We start from the raw sequence: 23,024 nt of genomic DNA, 5'->3' as shown, positions 1-23,024 counted from the left end.
CATCGAGCGATTACTGGTTCAGAGTGGAATACACCGAGAACGACATCCGAAAAGAATTCAAAGGACATTTTACCCTAAAACGATAAATAGAAATTTGTATAAATAAAACGAAGCCCCGCAATATTGCGGGGTTTCGTTTTATATTGTTTTAAGAAAACTTCTAACGTTTTTAGGTTTATAATTAAGGTGATATTTAATGGTTATGAAACAATACAGTTTATGTAAAAAAGAAGTAGCGCTTAATCTATTCCCCATTTTGCGTGAAGTTTTGGGAATTTTGCTTTTAATTCAGCACCGTCTTCCGCCCATTCTTCGCCAGTTATCTTAAGATTTTCTCGTATTCCATTTGGCATTTCCTTGCCACCAGTCTTTTTTAAGTAAACAGCTCTTGGCACGTAACTCAAACCTTCCCAATCATCATTGTTGAAATCGTAATTGAGTTCAACCAACGTTTCGGGATTTCGCATTGCATTGTCATAAACTTCTTTTCCTTGCCCGATAAGCCAACCTCTAAAGTCTGAAAAACAATCGTCAGAACAACCACCATTCATAATATAAGCTCCAGCCCATAATTCCCAAATATATGCTTTGCCTCGTAAGGTTCTAAATTTATTATCAAATTCTAATATTTCAATTGCAGTTAACTTGGATAATTCTGTATTCAATTCAGATTGTTGCTTTTCATAATCTCCAGAGCTATTTTTTATAGTAGCGTGAATTATGTTCCAGAATTGATTTTCGTCCATTAGTTTTACTGAATTTTGAACCGGCTCTTTTTTGCTGAAAATTTTATCAAATATTCCCATTTCTTAATTTTTCGGGTTTTCTTTCATTTAATTTATATGAAAAATTGCAAATATAAATAGTAGGAGAATCTTCATTTTAATTTATGACTAACAATGTTACTATTAGTACTTTTTTTCACGCATTAAATATCCAAGGATAACTTTAAACTTCGGCCTAAACCTTCTCGTATTATTCTCATTAAGGTTGAAAGTCGAATATCACTTGCATTATTCTCGATTCGAGAAATGTAATTTTTAGTCGTTCCAACTTTTTCGGCGAGTTGCTGCTGTGTTAGTTGTTGTTGTTTTCTCGCTTCTTGAATTTAAACACCAATTTTAAATGTCTCAAATTCTTCTTGGAATTTTTCGCGAGATTCTGTTCCGGTTTTTCCGTATTGTTCGTCTAAATGATCATCAAACGAGGTTATTCTTTTATCTCCCTTCATAATATTCTCGTCAGTATTTATAAGGTTTTAAAAAAACTTTTCTGGAATAATTCGGTTATTTTTTAACAAAATAAGTGTCCAATCAATTTTCTTACGAACAGGAAGCGACTGTTTTAAATAAAAATCCTTAAAGTGATTTTTATAAAACCCTATTTCTCTTTTAAATTTGCTCAATTAGTTAGTCGTTAAACGCAGATAAATGCTACCTAAAAAGTTAACATTTTCCAAGTTTAATCTAAAATTTTAATATGAAGAAGGATTTTTAAGTGTTAATACGAACGGTCTCGCCGATCAGAAATGACGTATAATGAAGAATTCTCTTTCAGTTGAACCGGCTGTTTCTAATGGAAATAAATGTAGTAAAACGACTCTATAAAAACCATTTTTGAATAGCTATTGTTGACTGCAGTAATTAAGGGAATATGACCCCTGAGCGGAATCTATCAAGGGATTTAAGCCTGTATTCAGATAATTCAAACTTCGTTCTCCATTTTTTGATATAAGAATTGTAGAATTTAATCTTTTCTAAATGTTCTAAATCCCATTTATATGCAGGTTTGGGTTTACCTTTATTAATACTACGATAACTTACTGCAGTAGTACCTAAAATATTTAGGTAATCAATATTGTTAAAAAAATCAATGACATTCTTTGAGGAGTATATTTTATTTGAAGTAAGTCTGAATTTGTCCATTCTTTCAACTTCATAAGTTCTATAGTAGAATCTATAATTCCCAATAAGATTTGATTCAAATGCAATAGAGGGGGCATCATTTTCAAACATTTTTTTAAAATTAGATTCGGATGCTAATCCTGCTCCATAAATTAAAAAATCGATTGTTGTCATTGTAAATAGGTCACCAACAATCAAAGGGAATCTGTTACGCATTTCTTGGAGGTCGTATTTGGCTGATGATATATAAATTTCTGTAGTGTTGTACTTTGGTGTTAGATTAATTACTTGATGTTTTTCTTTTTCCTTGTAAGTTTTGGTCGAATCCTGATTTATGGTAATACGACAAATAGGAATTGGTACAAGTAGATTTTTAAGATTTAAATCAATAATCTCAGAGGAAATAGGGATTCTTAAACTCTCTGAACTTTTATATTTTGGTAGTAGGACAGGGCTTAGATTTATTTCATTAGAATTATGATAAGAGATTTCGTGTTCAGCGATTCCAGAAGCTTTAGGTACGTAACGTAAAATTCCATCTTCTTTGTTTTCTTCAAAATTTCTTATTTGAAATGAAGGACATAAGAAAGAAAATTTAATATCTGTTTTGTCAAGCTTTGAACCAAAGGGTTTTATTCGAATAAAATCTTTACAATTTTTCGTGATTGCTAAACTTTCTTTATTCATCGTATTTGTATTACAGCCAACTTCATTAAAACATTAATTCACTAATAAACTTAAAAATTAAACCCTAAAGTGAGTACAAAATTGTTGTAAACGGAATTTATTTCGGCAGTATCTGTTAACCCTATTGAATACAATTGTTGATTTCTAGTTTGTTCAGCGCGTGAATAGGCCAAATCGCCAGTAAAGCTCCCAAAGTTGTATCCTGTTCCAATTGAAAAACCAAATACTTCACCTAAAATTTCCGTGTTTTTATAAGGACTTTCAACATAATGAATACCGCCGCGCAGACTTAATTGATTAAGGCGGTACTCACCTCCAACCCTGTATTCAGATACGCCTTTTAGCGTATTTGCAATGGTGTTATTTAGGCTTGTGAAAAATGAATCGTATGAGGGACTGAATTTTGTAGAGCCGTAATCTTTAAACGAATAATCGAAACTAATGAGTCCATTTTGTCCAAAAATGTAAGCTGCACTTGCCGAAACTTTTGCGGGCGTTTTTAAAGTGTAATCTTCAAATACATTTATAACGCGCGGATTTACATTTTGGGTAGTTGTTTGCCCTTCAAAAACACGGCGGCTTTCGAGGTATTGCGTGGTTTCTTCTGAAATTTGATACCAAGTGGGGGTATCTAAACTCAACCCTAAACGCAAGTTGTCTGCAACTTTTGCAATAGCGCCAAATTGTGCTGAAACGCCAGCGCCATTTACAGATAGGTTATTTTCAAAACCAACTCTATTAATTGTAGAACCGCTGTTGGTGTTGTTTTCTAAAAAAAATGAACTTTGATTAAAATAGATGGTGTGCGTATTTACATTCAGTCCAAAGTATAAATCATTGGTTATTTGGGTTGCAAGATTGACCGTAAATTTACTGTTGTAGCCTTCAGATAAATAAGCGTATTGTTGTTTAAAACTGCCATTAGCAATATTAGAAACATAGCTTGTGTTGGACGGGTTGTTTGGGTCTACAGCGTCAAAAAGATAGGCTTGGTACCCTAAAAAAGCATTCTGGGCGGCGGTACCTTCGGTTTCTCCAAGATATTGATACAAGCTAGAAATGGTTTCGTTAGATTGTAATTGCAGTAAATTTAAAGGAAGACCTTGAGCTTGGGCTAGAAAAAACTCGCCAATTGAAGTATTGCCGGTCCCCGCAACGTAAAGTTGGTTTTCAAAATTTTTTGATATGTTGTAATTGAAACCAATTGTTAACTTTTTAAAATTGGATTCTTCGTTTGAATTGTTAATTACAAACACGCCGCCCAACTGATTCAGTGCAAAGTTATCTGATAAACTTTTTTCATTATTATTGAAATAATTCGCTTCGTTTTTAACATCAAACAGTGAAGTAGAGAATGCAAGCCCGGAAGTAAGAAAGACAGCACTACCGGCCGGATTTATATTTACTGCCGAGAAATCGCCGCCCAAAGCGCCCATGGCGCCGCTCAACGCTGTATATCTCGCCGTTCCAATATTTTCGTCTATACCGTACCGCAAACCGTCGGTGATGTTTTGAGCTTCTGTAATAGCTACAGAAAGAATGGCTAATATAAATAATGGAATTCTTTTCATTTAATTGGTTTTTGTAAATAAATTATGCCCAAAGCAAACATTTCAATTTATTAGGAAATGGCCAATGGGCATAAAAATTAATTCTTTGTATAAATAATACGATTCGGAAAAACGTTTTTAACCACGTCCGCCTCGGCCGCCGCTACTGCTTCTTCCACCGCTAGACCGAACACTACTGCCACTGGAACGACCACTGTTTCCAGAACTTCTAATCGTGCTGTTGCTATTGCTTCTTGTAGGAGACGAGTATGTACTGTTTCTCGTACTACTATTTCTTCGCGGTGTGCGATTTGTATTGCGGATTGTTGAATTAGACCGTGAATTTCTTACTGTGTTATTAGTGTTGCTTCGAGTGGTTCGCACGTTGCTTCGGGTATTGCGTGTCGTGTTATTGGCACGCACATTATTCCTGTTTACACGTCTAGAGAGTTCCGAACGGCTGTACGAACTTCGTGTAGAAGCATTGTTGGATCGGCCGCGTGTACTTGTTCTGTTATAATCTGTATTTCTTCTACCACGGTTGTAGACAACATTATTATAGTGCGAATTATAATAGTAAGGTGAGTTGTAATATCCATACCCATAATAAGGATAGCCATAGCCGTAACCGTACCCATAATATGGATAGCCCCATCCAAAACTCATTCCCCAATACGGTGTGTAGTAGTTGTAATATGGATAGCTCCAATAACCGCCGTACCAGTAAGGCCTATGGTAAAAACCATAACCGTAACCACCGTAATTGTAAATATTTACCGTAATGTCTTCGGTGTTACTTCCCCAAGGACCGTAACCTTCATCGCTGTAATTTTCTTCAATAACAATGTTTCCGTCTTCGTCCAGTCGTTCGGAAGTAGAATAAGCATCAATGTCGGTAAAAATAGCACCATCTTCGGGAAGATCTGAATAGGCATCAGATTTGCTTCGGAAATATTGCTGATAATAATTCGCTTTGTCGTTAGAATCTCCATCATTTACATAACCTTCTTCCGAAGTAGAATTACTAGAAGAAGAATATATGCCATCGTTTTGATTGTAACCAGTGTTTTGCGCTCCACAAGATGATAGCAAAAGGGCTAAAATGCCTAGGAATGCTAAAGGAATGGAACGTTTAATATTTATATTTTTGGTGTACATATCTATGGAAATTTTATTGTTGGACATCATAAAAATAAGTAGTTTTGCGGACAATAACTAATCATTTAACATAGACACAACATTTGTGCCAAAAACCAAGTATGGCAAAGAATATCACAACTAGAGAAGAAGATTATTCCAAATGGTATAACGAACTAGTAATCAAGGCAGATCTTGCCGAAAATTCTGGTGTGCGTGGATGCATGGTTATAAAACCATACGGTTTTGCTATTTGGGAACGCATGCAGGCGGAATTGGACCGAATGTTTAAAGAAACTGGGCATCAAAACGCTTATTTTCCGCTGTTTATTCCAAAATCATATTTTAGTAAAGAAGCAAGCCACGTTGACGGTTTTGCCAAGGAATGTGCTGTAGTTACCCATTATAGGCTGAAAAACGCCGAAGATGGCAGCGGAATTATAGTAGATCCAGATGCCAAGTTGGAAGAAGAGTTAATAGTGCGCCCAACTTCCGAAACAATTATTTGGGATACCTACAGAAAATGGGTTCAATCTTACCGCGATTTACCGCTTTTAATAAACCAATGGGCAAATGTAGTGCGTTGGGAAATGCGTACGCGACTGTTTTTACGTACCGCAGAATTTTTATGGCAAGAAGGTCACACCGCGCACGCAACTAAAGATGAAGCTATCTTTGAAGCAGAGCAAATGATGAATATTTATGCCGAGTTTTCAGAAAACTATTTGGCGATACCGGTAATAAAAGGCACAAAAACCGAAAGCGAACGTTTTGCGGGTGCTTTGGAAACCTATTGTATTGAAGCGCTAATGCAGGACGGAAAAGCCTTGCAAGCTGGAACTTCACATTTTTTGGGTCAGAATTTTGCGAAAGCTTTTGATGTAAAATTTGCTGCTAAAGACGGGAAGTTAGATTATGTTTGGGCAACTTCGTGGGGAGTTTCCACAAGGTTGATGGGAGCGTTGGTTATGACGCATAGCGATGATAACGGTTTGGTACTGCCGCCCAATTTGGCGCCAGATCAAGTTGTAATTGTTCCTATTTATCGTAAAGAGGAAGAGTTTGAAGCAGTGAACAAAGTGGCTCTAAATTTAGTTAAAGAATTGCGCTCTAACGGAATTAGAGTAAAGTACGACAACCGCGATACGCATAAACCAGGTTGGAAATTCAACGAATACGAATTGAAAGGAGTTCCCGTTCGCATAGCTATCGGTCCAAAAGACGTTGAAAAAGGTACCGTGGAAGTGGCTCGAAGAGATACGCTTAAAAAAGAATTTATTTCCAGCGAAAATGCAGTAGAAAAAGTGCTTTTGTTGATGGATGAAATTCAAAGTAATTTATACAACAAAGCTGCTTCATATAGAGCTGAACATACAACGGAAGTTGCTACCTATGAAGAATTTAAGGATGTGTTGCAAGGGAAAGGTGGGTTTATTTTGGCACATTGGGATGGAACTACGGAAACTGAAGAGCAAATTAAAAATGAAACAAAAGCAACAATTAGATGTATTCCATTAGAAGGTAGTAATGAGCCCGGAACGTGCATTATTACTGGGAAACCCTCCGAGCGGAAAGTGGTTTTTGCAAAGGCATATTAATTTATTTTTAAAAAAGTTATTTTAGATTTGCTTCATTCAAAAAATATTGTATTTTTGCATCCGCATTTGAAAATAAACAATGGTCCGTTCGTCTAGGGGTTAGGACGCCAGGTTTTCATCCTGGTAACAGGGGTTCGATTCCCCTACGGACTACAAAATTTAGAATTTAATAAAACAAAAATGGCAAATCACCAGTCAGCATTAAAGAGAATTAGAAGCAACGAGGCAAAGCGCTTGCGTAACCGTTACCAGCATAAAACTGCCCGTAGCGCCATGAAGAAGTTTCAAGAACTTTCTGATAAGAAAGAAGCTGAAGCAATGTTTCCAAACGTTATTTCGATGATTGATAAATTGGCTAAGAAAAACATTATTCACTCGAATAAGGCTTCCAATTTAAAATCGAATATGGCTAAGCACATAGCTGCGCTTTAATTCTTTTTAAACAAAATTATTAAAGACCCTTTCAGGAAACTGAAAGGGTCTTTTTGTTGAAGTTTATTTTTTGAATTTATCATTTCCGCACAACGGAAGGAACCAAGCCACTATAATCGCCGTCATTCCGCATTACATCGCGAACGATTGTTGAGGATATGTTTGAAACTTCGGGTGCGCATATTAAGTAAATACTTTCCACTTTCGCCATTTTATAATTTGTCTGCGCAATGGGCTGCTCGTAGTTTAAGTCTGTTGTGTTTCGCAAGCCGCGAACTATAAATTGCGCTCCTTCAGAAATACAATACTTTGCGGTTAGTCCCGTGTAGCTTTTCACCTTTATTTTTGCTTCGGCTTCAAAAGTTTTTTCAATAAACTTTATGCGTTCTTCCAAAGAAAACATAGTTTTTTTGTCGGCATTAACGCCAATGGCAATTATAAGCTCGTCAAAGAGCGGGAGCGCACGTTTAATAATATCTACGTGTCCAAGTGTAATTGGGTCGAAAGTGCCGGGAAAAACTGCGCGTCTCATTTTTTTGCTTTTATGGGTTATAGTCGATAGTTGCTGGCAGATAACTTCTTCAGCAAATATAAACTTGGACTAAGTTAATGAGTTATTGGTAAAAGGCTGTTCTATTTATAAAAATTTTGAAATTAAAACAGCAATCGCAGCCAGTACAGTTGCCAAAACAACACCACGAGCTCTGTAAAATTGATTCTTTTTTAAAAATATAAAGAATACAATTAGGTTTAAAATTGCACCCAAAGCAATTAAACTTCCAAGCAGATCGTTTGCCAAAGCATCTTTTAAAGTAGTTTCTAGACTGTTTTCTGAAAAAAAGAAAATATATAAATAGGTGCCCGCCAAATTGGCAATCAAACCAATTGCAAATCCTGTAATGATTTCTTTTATATGTGGCTTCATATTTTCTGTTTCTGTTTCGGTTTTTAATTTACGATTTTCAATACGTGCAGGGGAATCAATCTACTTACAATTCCCAGGAGTTTAATTCGTCAATGGCGCGGTATGCTGTAAGATCAAATTGTACAGGTACTACCGAAACATAACCGTTGTGCAACGCCCATTCGTCGGTATCATCGCCTTCATCGTCGTTTACAAATTCACCCGAAAGCCAATAATAATCGCGCCCCACCGGATTGGTGCGTTTGTCGAATTTTTCTTCCCAATGTGCATTTGCTTGGCGACAAACTTTCATGCCTTTAATTTCTGAAGCGTTTAACTTGGGGATATTCACATTTAATACAACGCCTTTTGGTAATCCATTTTTTAAGGTTTCTTGTGCGATAGCTTTTACAAACTTTTTTGAAGGCTCAAAATCTGCTTCCAATGAATAATCTAAGAGCGAAAACCCGATAGCTGGAATGCCCTGCGTTCCGGCTTCTACCGCGGCACTCATCGTGCCACTATAAATCACATTTATAGACGAGTTGCTGCCGTGATTAATACCGCTAACACAAAGGTCTGGTTTTCGTTTTAAGATTTCGTTTACCGCTATTTTTACACAATCAACGGGAGTTCCGCTACAACTGTATTCGTTTTGTGGATCGCCATTGGTTACATTTATACTATTACAGTACAAAGTGTCGTTAATAGTTATGGCGTGACCCATTCCGCTTTGTGGCGAATCTGGCGCAACCACCATTACATCGCCCAAAGTGTTCATTACTTCAATTAAAGCGCGAATTCCAGGAGCATTGATTCCATCATCATTTGTAACTAGAATTAGTGGTCTTTTTTCAGACATGTTTTTTGAATTTTAAAGGGAAACAAAAATACATTTATTAATTCTGAATATAGAATTATCAATACAATATTGAATTATGCTGTTTAACAAAAAATTAGTACCGGAATGCGTTAATGGCACGGTTTTTTGTATAATTTAGGCACTTATAAATAATACCACAACTATGCGGATAATGAAAAAGAATTTTAAAGTTTTGTTTTTGGCGGTTTTCGTTTCTGTGGCTTCTTGCAGTTTTACTACAAAGGAGTTTAACGACCCCAATAAAGATAAACTACTTTTAGACTTAATAACCTACGTAATTCAAAAGGGACATTATGACCCCAAAGATATAAATGACGAATTTTCCATTGGAGTTTACGAAGATTTTATAAAAGGACTCGATCCTTTAAAAAGATATTTCTTGGCTTCAGATATTGCTGAATTTAGTAAATACAGAACCGAAATTGACGACCAGATAAAAAACAAAGATCTCTCGTTTTTCGATTTGGTTTACGGCCGTTTTCAAGAACGAATGGAAGATGTAAAAAAGATTTATCCCGAAGTATTGAATAAACCATTTGATTTTACGGAAACCGAAACGATTGATGTAGATTACGACAACCTGGCCTATGCAAATTCTATAAAACAACTAAAATCGCGTTGGAAGCAACAATTAAAATTTACAACACTAGCCGGTTATTACGATTTGGTTGAAGACCAAAATAACAAGGAAAAAGGAATTACTGATTCCGAAAAAAACAATAATGGGGATGAAGATAACGCAGAGTTTTCTGAAGCTTCAAAAAAAGATAAAGCTAAAAAAGAGGAGCCATTTGTGGTAAAATCTTTAGCTGAATTAGAGCAGAAAGCACGTGAAACAGCCAAAAACTCGCTCGACGAATATTTCGATTTCACAAAAGATTTACAGCGCACAGATTATTTCGCAATTTATTTGAACACAATTGTTGAAGAGTTTGACCCGCATACCAATTACTTTGCGCCGCCAGATAAAGATAGGTTCGACCTTAGAATGTCTGGGAAATTAGAAGGTATTGGCGCACGACTTCAAAAAAAGAACGATTACATTACAGTTATTGAAATTATTAGTGGTGGCCCAGCTTGGCGCAGCGAAAAAATTGAAGTGGGTGATGCAATTCTGAAGGTAAAACAAGAAGATGAGGAAGATGCCGTAAGTATTGTGGGCATGCGCATTGACGATGCCGTAAAATTAATTAAGGGGCCGAAAGGAACAAAGGTAACCTTGACCATTAAAAATGTGGACGGAACCATCTCAGATAAAGTACTTACCCGAGATGTAGTGGAGCTAGAGGAAACCTATGCGAAATCTACATTAATTGAAACCACAGACCGAAAGTTCGGGTTAATTAATTTACCACAGTTTTACTTCGATATGGAGAACTACAAAGAACGCAACGCTGCAACCGATGTGAAAAAGGAAATTATCCGTTTAAAAGAAGAAGGAATGGAAGGTCTTGTTTTAGATCTTCGCGATAATGGCGGAGGCTCTTTACGAACCGCAGTTGACATTGCCGGATTATTCATTAAAAAAGGCCCTATTGTGCAAGTTGCTTCAAACGGTAAAAAAGAAGTGTTGGAAGATAAAGACACCGAGGTTGTATGGGACGGCCCATTGGTAATTTTGGTAAATGAACTATCTGCCTCAGCCTCCGAAATTTTGGCTGCTGCAATGCAAGATTACAAACGTGCAATTATTATAGGAAGCGCACAAACCTACGGAAAAGGTACGGTTCAGAACGTAATAGACCTAAATCAATGGCTTCGAAAAAATGATTTGGGCGATATGGGAGCTTTGAAAATTACTTCGCAGAAATTTTATCGCGTCAATGGCGGTTCCACTCAATTGGAAGGCGTAAAAAGCGATGTGGTAATGCCAGACCGTTATAGTTATATTGATGTAGGCGAAAGAGATTACGACAATCCGCTTCCTTACGATAAAATTGACGCTGCAAAATACAATATATGGGATGGTTATATAGATTATAACGAAACCATTGAAAAGAGTAAAGAGCGAATGGCAAAAAACGCACATCTAAAGTTAATTGACGATAACGCCAGATGGATTAAAGAACGAAGAGATGAGAAACAAGTTAATTTAAACTACAAAGCGTACAGTGCAGATATAGCGGAGCGAAAAGTAGAAACCAAGCGTTTTGATGCTATAGATGAATACGATAACCATCTCACTTTTAAATCATTGCCATATGAAACCGCTTTGATGAAACAAGACACTACACTGTCCGAAAAACGTAAAAGATGGCATAAAAACCTGAGCAAAGATTTATACGTTGAAGAAGCAGTACACGTGTTAGAAGATTTAAAACTTAGCAATATAAAGGCAGGAAAAGTAGCCGATATAAAAAACTAATCTAGGATAAACCGATTCTCGTTTCTCTATAAAACAAGCTAAATTTTACTAAATTTGAAGTGTGAAAAAATCCACTTCATTAACCCGAATAGCGCTTCAAAAGTTTAAAAAGAATTTTTGGGGCGTTTTCAGTTTGGGTTTTTTAACACTTTGTGTTTTGGTCGCAATTTTCGCGTATGCGCTAGCACCCGATAATTCGCAGAACGCCAATCAAATGCACCTCTCAATTCATTCCAAAAATCCGGGATTTTCGGTGCAAATGCTTACAATTCCTGTAACTGTTGAAAAACAAAATCCATTGTCTGTTTTCTTCTTCGGAAAAAAGAATGCAGATACTGAAATTCCGGTTTCAAAATTTTCTTTGAATGAAAATTCAATTGAAATAACTGAATACACCCCCGATGGTACGGAAGGTCTTCAAAAGGAATATGCGCTGTCGCTTTTCCCCAATGCCTCTTCAGTAATAGAAATTCCAGAGAAATACATTTCCAAAAAAAAATTCCTGCTCGGCACCGATAAATACGGCCGCGACCTTTTAAGCAGAATGTTAATTGGCATTAGAATTTCGCTGGCCATTGGTTTTGTAGCCGTTTTCATCTCATTGATTATTGGCGTTACAATGGGCGCCATCGCTGGTTATTACGGCGGAAAAGTAGATGCCGCAATTATGTGGCTTATCAATGTTACGTGGTCTATTCCAACCTTGCTTTTGGTGATTGCTATCACTTTGGCGCTTGGTAAAGGTTTCTGGCAGGTTTTCATCGCTGTTGGTTTAACAATGTGGGTAGAAGTTGCGCGTGTTGTTCGCGGACAGGTAATGGGTGTAAAACAAATGCAATATGTAACCGCTGCTCGTGCTTTGGGATTTAATGATTTCAGAATAATTATAAAACATATTTTGCCCAATAGTATGGCGCCGGTCATTATTATTTCTGCCGCTAATTTTGCGGGTGCTATTTTAATAGAAAGCGGTCTTTCTTTTTTAGGAATCGGAGCCCAGCCGCCAATGCCCAGTTGGGGCGGCATTATAAAAGATCACTACGCATACATTATTTTGGGAAAACCGTATCTTGCCCTAATTCCTGGTTTGGCAATTATGAGTCTCGTAACAGCTTTTATGTTAATAGGAAATGCACTCCGCGACGCGATGGATGTGCGGAATTAGAGTTAGAATAATTACGGCGAACAATTATATACAATCCTAAATGAAAACTTCATATATATTATTTGCAAGTTGCTTATTTCTCTTCTCTTGTAAAAAGGAACCAATTGCCATAGATGTGCCTTGGCAAATATCTTTAGATGATTCTCAAGCAATCAATTATAGCGTTTCAGATACTTTAGAAAAGTATAATAATGATGTTGACGATGTTATAAACAAAGCCCAATTCTTGTCTTTTATGGCAAATTTAAAAGCGATGGCGAAGGACTCCGTTCATGTTAAAGAATATCTTCGCGAAGCGTTCAAAATTGATTCTGCAGGTGTCTGTAAAAACCTACTGAAACCAATCCATAAATATCTTCTTTTAGAAAGACCAGATAGAAATACATCAATGTCTCCAATTTTAGATTATGAAATGGATTACGTAATTGAACTGTTTAAAAAGTGCAATTTTCAAATTCCGGAAAGAAAACAAGTCAGTGAAGAAAATGCAAGGTTCTTATATTGGTGGAGCTACATTAGAGTAAGAGATCAGTGGTTTAGGGTGCCGCAACGTGAAGCCGATTGGAATGTTCAAACTAGAATTGATGAGGAGAACCAAAAGATATTCGATCAAATATTTACAGAAAAAAACTTTCCACAAGAGAAGTATTTTGAGACAGGACTGCAAGTTTTGCTTTTACATGCTAACAACGCCGATTGGACGTACAAGTGGTTAAAATTTTATCTTGATACAAAGAATGCAGATTCAAAAACATATATGTTTGTTTCACATTTCAACAATAGAAGCTTTGTATCAAACGATCCTAGAATTAGAGAGATTGTTATTGCTTATGAAGATTTATATAAAAACTCAATTCAATAAAATTATCTTCAGTTAATTGACCCATGAACCGAAAATACATTTACCCTTTCGTAATTATAATTGTAACCATTGCATTGTATTATGCTGATGATTTATTTGAAAAAGATACAAATCCGGTTGCTAAAACTGCAAATTCAACGCAGCATAACTCCGAAGAATTTGGCGATGCGTTCCTTCCGGCTTCAACTACGGGAGCAATTGTGAAGCACAACTTTTTCACCTTGTCCTATTCCGAAGCAAATGAACAGGCAGAATGGGTGGCCTATGAACTTAAACGAAGTGATCTCGTTAAAAATAATTTTGAACGCCCCTATTTTATTGAAGACAAAAAGGTAAAAACAAAGTCTGCAGATTGGCGCAATTATAAAAACTCGGGTTACGATCGCGGACACTTGGTCCCGGCAGGCGATAGAAGAATGTCTGTTGAAGCCTACAACGAAACATTTTTAACGAGTAATATAAGTCCGCAGGATCACAGTTTTAATGCTGGCATTTGGAATAGATTAGAACAAAAAGTTCGGTATTGGGCAAAAAAACATGATGGTGTTTATGTGGTAACCGGAGGTGTTTTAAAAGGAAATATGAAAACCATCGGCGATGAAAACGTTTCGGTTCCAGACGAATTTTTCAAAATTGTTGTCGATGTTTCTAACGGAAAATATAAAGCCGTAGCGTTTTTACTTCCGAATATACCTTCCGATAAATCGTTTTACGAATATGTTGTTTCCATTGACGAAATAGAAGCTAAAACAGGAATCGATTTTTTTCCACAATTACCCGATTCTATTGAAAGTAATTTAGAACAAATGGTTAATTTAAAAGCTTGGGGAAGGAAGTGAGTAATCAATGTTCAGTTGCTGTAAACTTTATTTGGCTTTCAAAGGTTATTATATTTTGGGATTAGGGCTTACGCGTAATGATAATTGGCGCCGTCCAATTTCACAAAAATAAAGAGTAAAATGGTAAAGCCCCAAAGTGCGGATCCGCCATAACTAAAGAAAGGCAGCGGGATTCCTACGGTTGGAAAAATACCGGTTACCATGCCAATATTCACAAAAAAGTGAAAAAATAGAATTGCCGCAACACTGTACCCGTACACTCTTCCAAATTGGTTTTTTTGTTTTTCTGCCCTATAAATAATTCGCATAATAAGCCCTACAAAAAGTAAAATTACAACCATGCTCCCCAAAAATCCCCACTCTTCTCCTACTGTGCTGAAAATATAATCTGTGTGTTGTTCTGGCACAAAATTACCTTTAGTTTGGGTGCCCTGCGTCCAACCTTTACCCAGCCAGCTACCATTGCTAATGGCGATTTCACTTTGGTGGGTATTGTAACCAATTCCGCGGGCGTCAACTTCTTTCCCTAAAAGAATATTAAAACGGTCGCGATGGTGCTGTTTAAAAACATTATTGAAAATATAACTTACCGAAAAAGCAAAAGCAATTGAAGCGATAGCGACCAATATGTATTTTATGATATTTGGCTTTTTTCTTCTATTTTTAAAATAGATAACTCCCGCAATTATTAAAACTGCCAAAGCTACCCAAATGGTGCCAAACGCGAGCGTTGACACAAAAAGAACAATTGCAAACAACGCTAAAAGCAAATATACACCGTGCAAGCCTTCACGATACAGCGGGAAAACAAAGGCGGCGTATATTAGTACACTTCCCGGATCGGGCTGCATAATAATCAAAATTACGGGCAAGGCAAGAATTATTAGTGCCCCAATCTGATTTTTTAAATCCTGCATATTCGTTTGTATATCGCTTACATATTTACTTAATGCAAGTGCGGTGGCGGCTTTTGCAAATTCGCTGGGCTGGATACTAAAACCGCCAAAGTCGTACCAAGCTGTGGTGCCGGCAATTGTTCGCCCAAATACAAATAATCCTATTAGAGAAATTAATGAAACAATATAAATAACGCTGGCAAAACGTTCGTAGAATTTAGATTCAATGGCGAGCACAAAAATTATTAGAATTATGCTCAAACCAATCCAAATCATCTGTTTGCCGTAAATTTGGGTAAAATCAAAATATCCCTTTGCAGCATCGCTTAAAGAAGCAGAATAGATATTTATCCATCCCATCGCTACTAAGGCGATATAAATAAAAATGATTAACCAATCAAAACGTACGTAAGTTTTTCCTGAAGTCATTATCGGTTAATTGAAAAAGGTTGGCCGCTGTAGGGCTTTGCGTATTCGTCTTCTAAACTGCCTTCCAGCACGAATTTTTCCATGTCTGTTCGGGTTATTTCACCTTTTAGATATTTTTCTATCATAAGTCCTGCAATTCTACCTGCCCATCGAGAGCCCCAATACCCGTTTTCAACAAATACGGCTATTGCAATTTTAGGATCGTCTTTTGGTGCAAATGCTACAAAAATAGAATGGTCCGTAAGTTGAACGCGCTTGCCGTCTATTTTAGTGTAATTTTCTGCAGTACCTGTTTTTCCGCACACCTCAATACCTGGAACTTTAATATAGGCTGCAGTTCCCTGTTCGTAAACTTGAAACATACCTTCAACTACAGGTTCAAAATACTCCGGTTCAACGGTTGTGTGATTTTTCACTTTAAATTTCTGCGGAATTGTATCTGGTCCAATAATATTTTTTATTATGTGTGGAGTGTAATAATAACCGCGATTAGCAATGGCCGCTGTAAAATTAGCCATTTGAATAGGTGTAAGTAAAACTTCGCCTTGCCCAATCGCGTTAGAGATGGTTGCGAGCGAAGACCACTTATGCTCCGGAAATTTATGTATTTTATTATAATAGGAAGCAGTAGGAATGTTACCTCTTTTTCCGCTGGGCAGATCGTAACCTAAAAAATCGCCCAACCCAAAACTCATAAGGTCTTTTCGCCATGCCTCTATACCTTCTTGTGGGGTGGGATAGGTATCCATCATTCTTTTGTAAACAGTACAGAAATAGGTGTTGCAAGATTTGGCAATACCTGCAACCATTGAAACTGGTCCACTGTGATGACATCTAAGCACTCTTCTTCCAAAATGAAAACCGCCGCTACAACCAATTACGTCGTTTGCCTCAATTGCGTGTTCGTGGAGTCCTACTAACGCAGTTAACGCTTTAAACGGAGAGCCAGGAGGGTATTCACCCATTAAAACCCGGTCATAAAGTGGTTTTGCGATAGTGTCATACCATAATTTTGTGAAATTTTTTGAACGATTCCGGCCCACTAAAAGTGATGGGTCGTAACTAGGAGCTGTTATAAGTGCGAGTATTTCTCCAGTTTGAGGCTCAATTGCCACAATGCCACCGCGTTTGTGAATCATCAATTCCTGCCCGTATTTTTGTAGCGTGGCGTCAATAGTTAATTGCACATCTAAGCCGCGTTCGGGCAAGGTATCATAAATACCATCTTTGTATGGCCCAATGTCTCTGTTAAAACGATCTTTTTGAATGTATTTTACACCTTTTACGCCGCGCAAAACTTCTTCGTATTCTTTTTCTACTCCTGCCGTACCAATGAGTTCACCCATTTGATAATATGGGTTTTTTTCAATGATGGCGTTATTCACTTCGGCAATATAGCCCATAACGTTTGCCGAATGATCTACTTGGTATTCGCGAAGAGAACGACGTTGGATGTAAAACCCTTCATATTTATACATTTTTTCTGAAAGGGAAGCGTAATCGGCTTTGTTCAATTGTGGAAGAACTACCGAAGGAAGTCTGGGAGAATACACTCGTGCCTTGCGTAATATTTCTTTGAAATCTTCCTTCGTAATTTTTAACAATCCACAGAATTCTAAAGTGTCTAAAGGTTTTACATCCTTCGGGATAACCATAACATCATACGACGGTTGGTTTGAAACTAAAAGTTTGTCGTTTCTATCAAACATATAGCCGCGCTGCGGATAGTCGTACATTACTTTAATGGCACTATTGCGGGTGAGCGAGTCTGGAGAAGCATCATAAATCTGCAAATAGAAAAGACGAGCGGCAAAAAGCACACCGCTCATCAAAACCAATGCTATGAGTACTATTTTTCTCATTGAGATTTTTTATTGAAAATAATCATTGTACAAACAATAACGATTATGGTAAACAATCCTGAAAATAATGTAGATTTTAATAATAGTAAGGTGTGTTTGAAACTAAAAATTTCTAAAGAAAACATAACAAAATGATGCATAAAAACCAATGATGCAATGTAAGTAAGTCTTTCCATTGGGTCGGCCTTTCTAATTTTTACGCTGTTGTACTCATAACTTACGCCAAAGGAGTATTTTAAAACAACAGGCCTAATGTATGCTATAAAAGCACAGGCTGCGGCATGCACTCCGCCCGAATCTTCAAAAATATCGATGGAAAGCCCCAAGAGAAACCCCAGAAAAATTAAAAGGCCTTTGTCTCCATCCAATGGGTAAAGCACAATAAACAGAATATACAAATATGGGTTTATATAACCACCCAAATTAATATTGTTAAGCACGAGCACCTGTAGAAATACCAGCAGTATAAAACGGACAATATTTATTAATATATCACTGTTCGACATCTTCCACTCCTTCCTCTAAATTTAAAATTTCGCGAGCTTCGTTATTTTGAATCAAATAAACATTTTCTAAACTCGTCATATCATTAAAAAGATCAATATTTACGTAATAATAATTGTCGTCGTTATCTAAGTGAAAATCTTTTACAGTGCCAATTAAAATGCCCTCGGGAAAAATAGTAGACCGCCCGCCCGTAATTATAGTGTCGCCCTTTTCTAATTGTGCCAAACGCGGAATATCAATTAATTGCACTACGTTCGGGTCTTTTGTGTTCCAAATTAACGACCCAAAATGACTAGATTTTTTAAGCTTCGCATTAATCCGGCTTTTTGTATTCAGAATAGATTGTACAGTCGCGTAATTACTGGAAACATCGCTTACAATACCAACAAGTCCTTTGGACGAAATTACCCCCAAATCTATCTTTATACTGTCGTTTCGGCCTCGGTCTAAAGTGAGTTGGTTTTTAGTTTTTGAAAAATTATTATTGATAACGCGAGCCGTATAATATTGGTATTTACTTGGGAAAACGGTGCTGTCAAGTTTTTCAATTACAATGGTTTCTTGTAAACGCGCTAACCTTTTGCGAAGCATTAAATTTTCCTGAAGCAACTGTTCGTTTTCCTTCGAAAGATTAAAATAATCGGTAATATTGTTTCTGAAGGTGTACACGCCGCCAGAAATAAAATTGGCAGAACTTACATATTTATTGTTGTGATAATTATGCGTTTGAATGGTTAAGGCTACAGAAATTATAAAAAGCACGGCAAACAACAGGAAATTTTTATTCCGAATGAAGAAAAATATAATCTGCTGCATTGCTTGTTAGGTTATAATATTCTGTTTTCTGATGGGAGCAACGCCATAAATGGGCAACTATTCTCTTTAAATTGTTTCAGTACAACTACAACTACCGAAAAATTATTTTATCAACACACTTTTGTATTTGTTTAAGTTTTTTAAACATATTCCTGTTCCACGAACCACTGCGCGCAACGGATCTTCAGCAATATAAACAGGGAGATCGGTTTTTTGCGAAAGTCTTTTGTCTAATCCGCGGAGCATCGATCCTCCACCTGCAAGGTAAATTCCGGTGTTATAAATATCTGCCGCAAGTTCTGGTGGCGTTTGCGAAAGTGTTTCCATTACGGCATCTTCAATGCGAAGAATAGATTTGTCCAGTGCTTTTGCTATTTCTCTGTACGAAGTTTGCACCTGTTTTGGTTTCCCCGTTAACAAATCGCGACCTTGTACGTCCATTTCGTCTGGAGGTAGTTCAAGATCTTCGGTAGCGGCACCAATTTGTATTTTAATTTTTTCGGCTGTGCGTTCGCCTACATACAGGTTGTGTTGGGTTCGCATGTAATACACAATATCGTTTGTAAAAACGTCTCCAGCAATTTTTATCGATTTATCGCACACGATGCCACCGAGCGCGATTACAGCAATTTCGGTAGTTCCACCTCCTATGTCTACAACCATGTTTCCTTTTGGTTGCATAATATCAACACCAATACCAATAGCTGCTGCCATAGGTTCGTGAATTAAATAAACTTCTTTTCCGTTAACGCGTTCGGCACTTTCTTTTACAGCGCGCATTTCAACTTCAGTAATTCCGCTGGGAATGCAAATAACCATGCGTAGGGAAGGTTTTAGCCACTTCTTTTTCAACGCAGGGATATCGCTGATAAACATGTTTATCATTTTTTCACTCGCATCAAAATCTGCAATTACACCATCCTTCAACGGCCTAATTGTTTTAATATTTTCGTGGGTTTTTCCTTGCATCATCGCAGCTTCGCGACCTACGGCAATTATTTTACCTGTGGTACGATCGCGGGCAACAATAGAAGGAGCATCTACCACTACTTTGTCGTTATGGACAATTAGGGTGTTGGCGGTACCCAAATCAATGGCTATTTCTTCAGTTAGGAAGTCAAAAAATCCCATAGTTTAATTCGTTGGAGTTGAAGGTTATCGTGTCGGCTTTGTTTTAACAAATGTAATAAAATTTAATGCTTAAAGTGGCGCGTTCCGGTAAATACCATCGCCATTTTATTTGCATTGCAATAATCAATGCTCAGTTGATCTTTTATAGAGCCACCAGGCTGAATTACAGCTGTTATTCCTGCGTTATCTGCAATTTCTACACAGTCTGGAAACGGAAAAAAAGCATCACTTGCCATTGCAGCTCCTTCAAGATTAAAATTAAAAGATGTTGCTTTTTCAATGGCTTGCCTTAATGCATCAACCCGGCTGGTTTGGCCGGTTCCGCTGGCGCAAAGTTGTTTTCCCTTTGCCAAGACAATAGTATTGCTTTTTGTGTGTTTGCAAACTTTTGAGGCAAACAACAAGTCTTCTAACTCTTGCGTAGTAGGTTTATTGTTTGTGGCGTACGTTAAAATTTCGGCAGTATCGGTAATATTGTCTTTGTCTTGAACCAAAACCCCGTTCAAACAGGTTCGTACAGTTTTTGTAGGCAATTCGGCTTCTTTCTGAATTAGTAAAATTCTGTTTTTCTTTCCTTCTAAAATTTCTTGTGCTTTCGCTGAAAAGGAAGGTGCAATAACTACTTCGCAAAAAAGATCGTGGATTTCGGTTGCGGTAACGTCATCTATTTCGGTATTGCTGATTAAAATTCCGCCAAATGCCGAAACAGGATCTCCTGCCAATGCTGCCATATAAGCTTGTTGCACAGTTTCGCGCTGTGCAATTCCGCAGGCGTTGTTGTGTTTTAAAATGGCAAAGGTTGGAGCTTCTCCTTTAAATTCATTCATTAAATTTACGGCTGCATCAACGTCTAAAAGGTTGTTGTAGCTCAATTCCTTTCCGTGAAGTTTGGTGAACATTTCGTCAAAATTTCCGAAGAAAAAACCTTTTTGGTGCGGGTTTTCGCCGTAGCGAAGTTCCTGTCCGTCGGTTTCACTTATTTTAAAAGCTGGCAATTTTTCCTCTTCGTTGAAGTAATTAAAAATCGCCGAATCGTAATTTGAAGAAACATTGAAAGATTTAGCAGCAAAACGCTTGCGGTCTTTCAAAGATATTTCGCCGTTGTTTGCTGAAATTAATTCTAAAAACTCAGCGTAATCATCAACCGAAGAAACGCAAATTGTGTCTTTAAAATTCTTCGCTGCTGCGCGAATTAATGAAATACCACCGATGTCTATTTTTTCAATTATATCAGCTTCCGAAGCGCCCGAAGCAACAGTTTTTTCAAAAGGATACAAATCAACAATCACGGCATCTAGCTGCGGAATGTTGTATTGTTTCATTTCGGCAAGGTCGCTTTCGTTATCTTGGCGATTTAAAATACCGCCAAAAACTTTTGGGTGAAGTGTTTTTACGCGACCACCCAAAATGGAAGGATAATCTGTTATATCTTCCACCGCAATTACTTCGATTCCAAGATCGTTTATAAATTTTTCGGTGCCGCCGGTAGAGTATATTTTTACGTTTTGTTCGTGTAGTTTTTTAACGATTGGCGCGAGGCCTTCTTTGCTAAAAACGGAGATTAGTGCTGATGTGATTTTTTTGGAATTGTTCATTATTGAAAATTAAGGTGCAAAAGTACATAATTGCATAGTTTATTTGTAACATAAGCGAAGAGAAAACGTCTTACTTTTTATAAATTTATCAACCCTTTTTGAAATTAAAAATCACCAATTGCTAATCATCATTCATAAATGCTAATTTATCTTCGTGTTTTAAAGGAAAGTTTCAATTTTGCACTCAATGCACTTCGCAATAATAAATTACGTACTTTCCTTTCATTGGTAGGGGTTACCATTGGTATTTTTTCAATTATTGCGGTGCTGGCTGCAGTAGATTCATTAAAGCGCGAAATTGAAGGAAGCATCAGCGGTTTAGATAACAGCACGATTATTATCATGCGTTTCAATTTTGGGCCTACCGATATTCCGCGATGGAAATGGCAACAATTTCCCGATGTTACTTATGATGAATACCAATACCTTGAACGCAACACTCCAAATATAGAAGCAGCTACCTTTACGCTAAACGTCCCAAATGAAACCATAAAATACGAAAATAATCAAGTAGATAATGTGCCCATTGGCGCGGTTACAGATAGTTATTACAATATTGAAGCGCTGCAACTAAACGAAGGGAGGTTTTTTAACGGCTCTGAGTCTAACAGTGGTTCTATGGTTGTGGTTTTGGGTGATGAAATTGCCAACCAGTTGTTTGGCGGAGCTGCAAATGCAATTGGAAAAGAAGTGCGGATATACGGACGTAAATTTAGGGTGATTGGTGTTTTGGAAAAAGAAGGTGCTGGATTGTTCGGAAATAGCAAAGATACTTCGGTTTGGATGCCTGTAAATGTAGTGCGCCGAATTTATGGCGACAATAACAAATCAACTTTTCCGCAAATTGTAGTTAAACCTCAAAAAGGTATTGACGAAGCCGAATTTATTGCCGTACTCACACAAAAACTTCGAATTAAACGCGGCCTAAAACCCGATGAAATAAGTAACTTTTTTATCAATCAATTGCAAGGTTTTGCAGATTTTATTGATGAAATAACGGGAAGTATGAATATTATTGGGCTCATTATTAGCGGCTTTTCATTGTTGGTTGGCGGCTTTGGGATTGCCAATATTATGTTTGTAAGCGTAAAGGAACGAACAAATTTAATAGGCATTCAAAAATCGTTGGGAGCAAAAAATAAATTTATCCTCTTTCAATTTTTATTTGAAGCTGTAATTCTTGCCGTAATTGGCGGATTAATTGGCTTGTTTTTAGTTTTTATAGTTTCAATAATTGCGTCACAATTTACAGGCGACTTTAACTTTGTACTATCGCCGTGGAATATGTTTATTGGCACTGCAATTTCAGCACTTATTGGGTTGATATCAGGAATTATTCCGGCTATTTCGGCTTCAAAACTAGATCCGGTAGAGGCAATTAGAACGGGGATGTAATGCCCCTAATCCCCGAAAGGGGAATTCTCATTGTTGTAAAAAAACCAAAGCTCCTTTCGGAGCTTTT

General features: G+C 37.1%; 22 protein-coding genes and 1 tRNA gene. 8 read left to right on the top strand and 15 right to left on the bottom strand.

What is annotated here, in order from left to right; genetic code table 11:
* Positions 1-239: 239 nt before the first annotated feature.
* From K8089_RS04430 to K8089_RS04410, 6 genes are all read right to left on the bottom strand, one after another.
* Entirely contained in the window at positions 240-806 is a 567-nt protein-coding gene (locus K8089_RS04430; RefSeq protein ID WP_237602073.1) for a DUF4240 domain-containing protein, read from the bottom strand.
* 122 nt (positions 807-928) lie between these two features.
* Complete coding sequence (locus K8089_RS04425) at positions 929-1,108, bottom strand: helix-turn-helix domain-containing protein (RefSeq protein WP_237602077.1); 180 nt, start codon at positions 1,106-1,108, stop codon at positions 929-931.
* Entirely contained in the window at positions 1,109-1,231 is a 123-nt protein-coding gene (locus tag K8089_RS16515; RefSeq protein ID WP_262913896.1) for a hypothetical protein, read from the bottom strand.
* 412 nt (positions 1,232-1,643) lie between these two features.
* On the bottom strand, positions 1,644-2,591 hold the full coding sequence (locus tag K8089_RS04420; RefSeq protein ID WP_237602072.1) for a hypothetical protein: 948 nt from the start codon (positions 2,589-2,591) through the stop codon (positions 1,644-1,646).
* A 50-nt stretch (positions 2,592-2,641) separates the two neighbouring features.
* On the bottom strand, positions 2,642-4,162 hold the full coding sequence (locus K8089_RS04415) for an OmpP1/FadL family transporter (RefSeq protein WP_237602071.1): 1,521 nt from the start codon (positions 4,160-4,162) through the stop codon (positions 2,642-2,644).
* A gap of 117 nt (positions 4,163-4,279) precedes the next feature.
* Positions 4,280-5,329 (bottom strand): hypothetical protein, encoded by a 1,050-nt coding sequence (locus tag K8089_RS04410; RefSeq protein ID WP_237602070.1) that lies wholly within the window; start codon positions 5,327-5,329, stop codon positions 4,280-4,282.
* A gap of 71 nt (positions 5,330-5,400) precedes the next feature.
* On the opposite strand from K8089_RS04410, the gene proS reads away from it, so the two are divergent.
* From proS to rpsT, 3 genes are all read left to right on the top strand, one after another.
* Entirely contained in the window at positions 5,401-6,876 is a 1,476-nt protein-coding gene (proS, locus tag K8089_RS04405) for a proline--tRNA ligase (RefSeq protein WP_237602069.1), read from the top strand.
* Between the two features lie 81 nt (positions 6,877-6,957).
* Positions 6,958-7,029, top strand: a tRNA-Glu gene (locus K8089_RS04400).
* A gap of 27 nt (positions 7,030-7,056) precedes the next feature.
* Positions 7,057-7,308 carry a 30S ribosomal protein S20 gene (gene rpsT / locus K8089_RS04395; protein WP_237602068.1) on the top strand — a complete coding sequence of 84 codons (252 nt, stop codon included), beginning with the start codon at positions 7,057-7,059 and terminating at the stop codon, positions 7,306-7,308.
* Positions 7,309-7,387: 79 nt separating this feature from the next.
* Here rpsT and coaD read toward each other — a convergent pair whose 3' ends face one another.
* From coaD to surE, 3 genes are all read right to left on the bottom strand, one after another.
* On the bottom strand, positions 7,388-7,840 hold the full coding sequence (coaD, locus tag K8089_RS04390; protein WP_237602067.1) for a pantetheine-phosphate adenylyltransferase: 453 nt from the start codon (positions 7,838-7,840) through the stop codon (positions 7,388-7,390).
* Between the two features lie 105 nt (positions 7,841-7,945).
* A complete protein-coding gene (locus K8089_RS04385) occupies positions 7,946-8,233 on the bottom strand; it encodes a hypothetical protein (RefSeq protein ID WP_237602066.1) in 288 nt (95 codons plus the stop codon).
* Between the two features lie 64 nt (positions 8,234-8,297).
* Positions 8,298-9,074: a 5'/3'-nucleotidase SurE gene (gene surE / locus K8089_RS04380; protein ID WP_237602065.1), complete on the bottom strand. Its 777-nt coding sequence runs from the start codon at positions 9,072-9,074 to the stop codon at positions 8,298-8,300.
* Between the two features lie 172 nt (positions 9,075-9,246).
* Between surE and K8089_RS04375 the strand changes: the two genes are divergently transcribed.
* The 4 genes from K8089_RS04375 (at position 9,247) to K8089_RS04360 (ending at position 14,326) form a co-directional block, all read left to right on the top strand.
* Complete coding sequence (locus K8089_RS04375) at positions 9,247-11,460, top strand: carboxy terminal-processing peptidase (RefSeq protein WP_237602064.1); 2,214 nt, start codon at positions 9,247-9,249, stop codon at positions 11,458-11,460.
* 61 nt (positions 11,461-11,521) lie between these two features.
* Positions 11,522-12,625 (top strand): ABC transporter permease, encoded by a 1,104-nt coding sequence (locus K8089_RS04370; protein WP_237602063.1) that lies wholly within the window; start codon positions 11,522-11,524, stop codon positions 12,623-12,625.
* Positions 12,626-12,665: 40 nt separating this feature from the next.
* Positions 12,666-13,487 carry a hypothetical protein gene (locus tag K8089_RS04365; protein ID WP_237602062.1) on the top strand — a complete coding sequence of 274 codons (822 nt, stop codon included), beginning with the start codon at positions 12,666-12,668 and terminating at the stop codon, positions 13,485-13,487.
* Positions 13,488-13,510: 23 nt separating this feature from the next.
* Entirely contained in the window at positions 13,511-14,326 is an 816-nt protein-coding gene (locus K8089_RS04360; protein ID WP_237602061.1) for a DNA/RNA non-specific endonuclease, read from the top strand.
* A 68-nt stretch (positions 14,327-14,394) separates the two neighbouring features.
* Here K8089_RS04360 and rodA read toward each other — a convergent pair whose 3' ends face one another.
* The 6 genes from rodA to purH form a co-directional block, all read right to left on the bottom strand.
* Positions 14,395-15,651, bottom strand: a complete 1,257-nt coding sequence (gene rodA / locus K8089_RS04355) for a rod shape-determining protein RodA (RefSeq protein WP_237602060.1) — start codon at positions 15,649-15,651, stop codon at positions 14,395-14,397.
* The gene (gene mrdA / locus K8089_RS04350) at positions 15,651-17,513 is read right to left on the bottom strand and encodes a penicillin-binding protein 2 (RefSeq protein WP_237602059.1); all 1,863 of its coding nucleotides are present in this window, start codon (positions 17,511-17,513) and stop codon (positions 15,651-15,653) included. Before mrdA ends, rodA begins: the two co-directional genes overlap by 1 nt.
* The gene (gene mreD, locus K8089_RS04345; RefSeq protein WP_237602058.1) at positions 17,510-18,019 is read right to left on the bottom strand and encodes a rod shape-determining protein MreD; all 510 of its coding nucleotides are present in this window, start codon (positions 18,017-18,019) and stop codon (positions 17,510-17,512) included. Before mreD ends, mrdA begins: the two co-directional genes overlap by 4 nt.
* Positions 18,006-18,836, bottom strand: coding sequence for a rod shape-determining protein MreC (gene mreC, locus K8089_RS04340; protein WP_237602057.1), 831 nt, complete (start codon positions 18,834-18,836; stop codon positions 18,006-18,008). The genes mreD and mreC overlap by 14 nt, the downstream gene beginning before the upstream one ends.
* A 102-nt stretch (positions 18,837-18,938) precedes the next feature.
* Positions 18,939-19,967 (bottom strand): rod shape-determining protein, encoded by a 1,029-nt coding sequence (locus K8089_RS04335; protein ID WP_237602056.1) that lies wholly within the window; start codon positions 19,965-19,967, stop codon positions 18,939-18,941.
* 62 nt (positions 19,968-20,029) lie between these two features.
* Complete coding sequence (purH, locus tag K8089_RS04330; protein ID WP_237602055.1) at positions 20,030-21,562, bottom strand: bifunctional phosphoribosylaminoimidazolecarboxamide formyltransferase/IMP cyclohydrolase; 1,533 nt, start codon at positions 21,560-21,562, stop codon at positions 20,030-20,032.
* Positions 21,563-21,700: 138 nt separating this feature from the next.
* On the opposite strand from purH, the gene K8089_RS04325 reads away from it, so the two are divergent.
* Entirely contained in the window at positions 21,701-22,957 is a 1,257-nt protein-coding gene (locus K8089_RS04325; RefSeq protein WP_237602054.1) for an ABC transporter permease, read from the top strand.
* The last annotated feature ends 67 nt before the right edge of the window (positions 22,958-23,024 follow it).

Origin of the sequence: Aequorivita vitellina, from assembly GCF_022008365.1 — a bacterium.
GTDB classification, from domain to species: Bacteria; Bacteroidota; Bacteroidia; order Flavobacteriales; family Flavobacteriaceae; genus Aequorivita; species Aequorivita vitellina.
Note: the sequence above shows the minus strand (reverse complement) of the source record. Positions and strands in the feature narration are given on the sequence as shown.

What these genes read in the sequence shown, in the direction of transcription:
- K8089_RS04430 (WP_237602073.1), bottom strand. Translation starts at nt 806, where the DNA reads ATGGGAATATTTGATAAAATTTTCAGCAAAAAAGAGCCGGTTCAAAAT.
- K8089_RS16515 (WP_262913896.1), bottom strand. Translation starts at nt 1,231, where the DNA reads ATGAAGGGAGATAAAAGAATAACCTCGTTTGATGATCATTTAGACGAA.
- K8089_RS04420 (WP_237602072.1), bottom strand. Translation starts at nt 2,591, where the DNA reads ATGAATAAAGAAAGTTTAGCAATCACGAAAAATTGTAAAGATTTTATT.
- K8089_RS04415 (WP_237602071.1), bottom strand. Translation starts at nt 4,162, where the DNA reads ATGAAAAGAATTCCATTATTTATATTAGCCATTCTTTCTGTAGCTATT.
- K8089_RS04410 (WP_237602070.1), bottom strand. Translation starts at nt 5,329, where the DNA reads ATGATGTCCAACAATAAAATTTCCATAGATATGTACACCAAAAATATA.
- proS (WP_237602069.1), top strand. Translation starts at nt 5,401, where the DNA reads ATGGCAAAGAATATCACAACTAGAGAAGAAGATTATTCCAAATGGTAT.
- rpsT (WP_237602068.1), top strand. Translation starts at nt 7,057, where the DNA reads ATGGCAAATCACCAGTCAGCATTAAAGAGAATTAGAAGCAACGAGGCA.
- coaD (WP_237602067.1), bottom strand. Translation starts at nt 7,840, where the DNA reads ATGAGACGCGCAGTTTTTCCCGGCACTTTCGACCCAATTACACTTGGA.
- K8089_RS04385 (WP_237602066.1), bottom strand. Translation starts at nt 8,233, where the DNA reads ATGAAGCCACATATAAAAGAAATCATTACAGGATTTGCAATTGGTTTG.
- surE (WP_237602065.1), bottom strand. Translation starts at nt 9,074, where the DNA reads ATGTCTGAAAAAAGACCACTAATTCTAGTTACAAATGATGATGGAATC.
- K8089_RS04375 (WP_237602064.1), top strand. Translation starts at nt 9,247, where the DNA reads ATGAAAAAGAATTTTAAAGTTTTGTTTTTGGCGGTTTTCGTTTCTGTG.
- K8089_RS04365 (WP_237602062.1), top strand. Translation starts at nt 12,666, where the DNA reads ATGAAAACTTCATATATATTATTTGCAAGTTGCTTATTTCTCTTCTCT.
- K8089_RS04360 (WP_237602061.1), top strand. Translation starts at nt 13,511, where the DNA reads ATGAACCGAAAATACATTTACCCTTTCGTAATTATAATTGTAACCATT.
- rodA (WP_237602060.1), bottom strand. Translation starts at nt 15,651, where the DNA reads ATGACTTCAGGAAAAACTTACGTACGTTTTGATTGGTTAATCATTTTT.
- mrdA (WP_237602059.1), bottom strand. Translation starts at nt 17,513, where the DNA reads ATGAGAAAAATAGTACTCATAGCATTGGTTTTGATGAGCGGTGTGCTT.
- mreD (WP_237602058.1), bottom strand. Translation starts at nt 18,019, where the DNA reads ATGTCGAACAGTGATATATTAATAAATATTGTCCGTTTTATACTGCTG.
- mreC (WP_237602057.1), bottom strand. Translation starts at nt 18,836, where the DNA reads ATGCAGCAGATTATATTTTTCTTCATTCGGAATAAAAATTTCCTGTTG.
- K8089_RS04335 (WP_237602056.1), bottom strand. Translation starts at nt 19,967, where the DNA reads ATGGGATTTTTTGACTTCCTAACTGAAGAAATAGCCATTGATTTGGGT.
- purH (WP_237602055.1), bottom strand. Translation starts at nt 21,562, where the DNA reads ATGAACAATTCCAAAAAAATCACATCAGCACTAATCTCCGTTTTTAGC.
- K8089_RS04325 (WP_237602054.1), top strand. Translation starts at nt 21,701, where the DNA reads ATGCTAATTTATCTTCGTGTTTTAAAGGAAAGTTTCAATTTTGCACTC.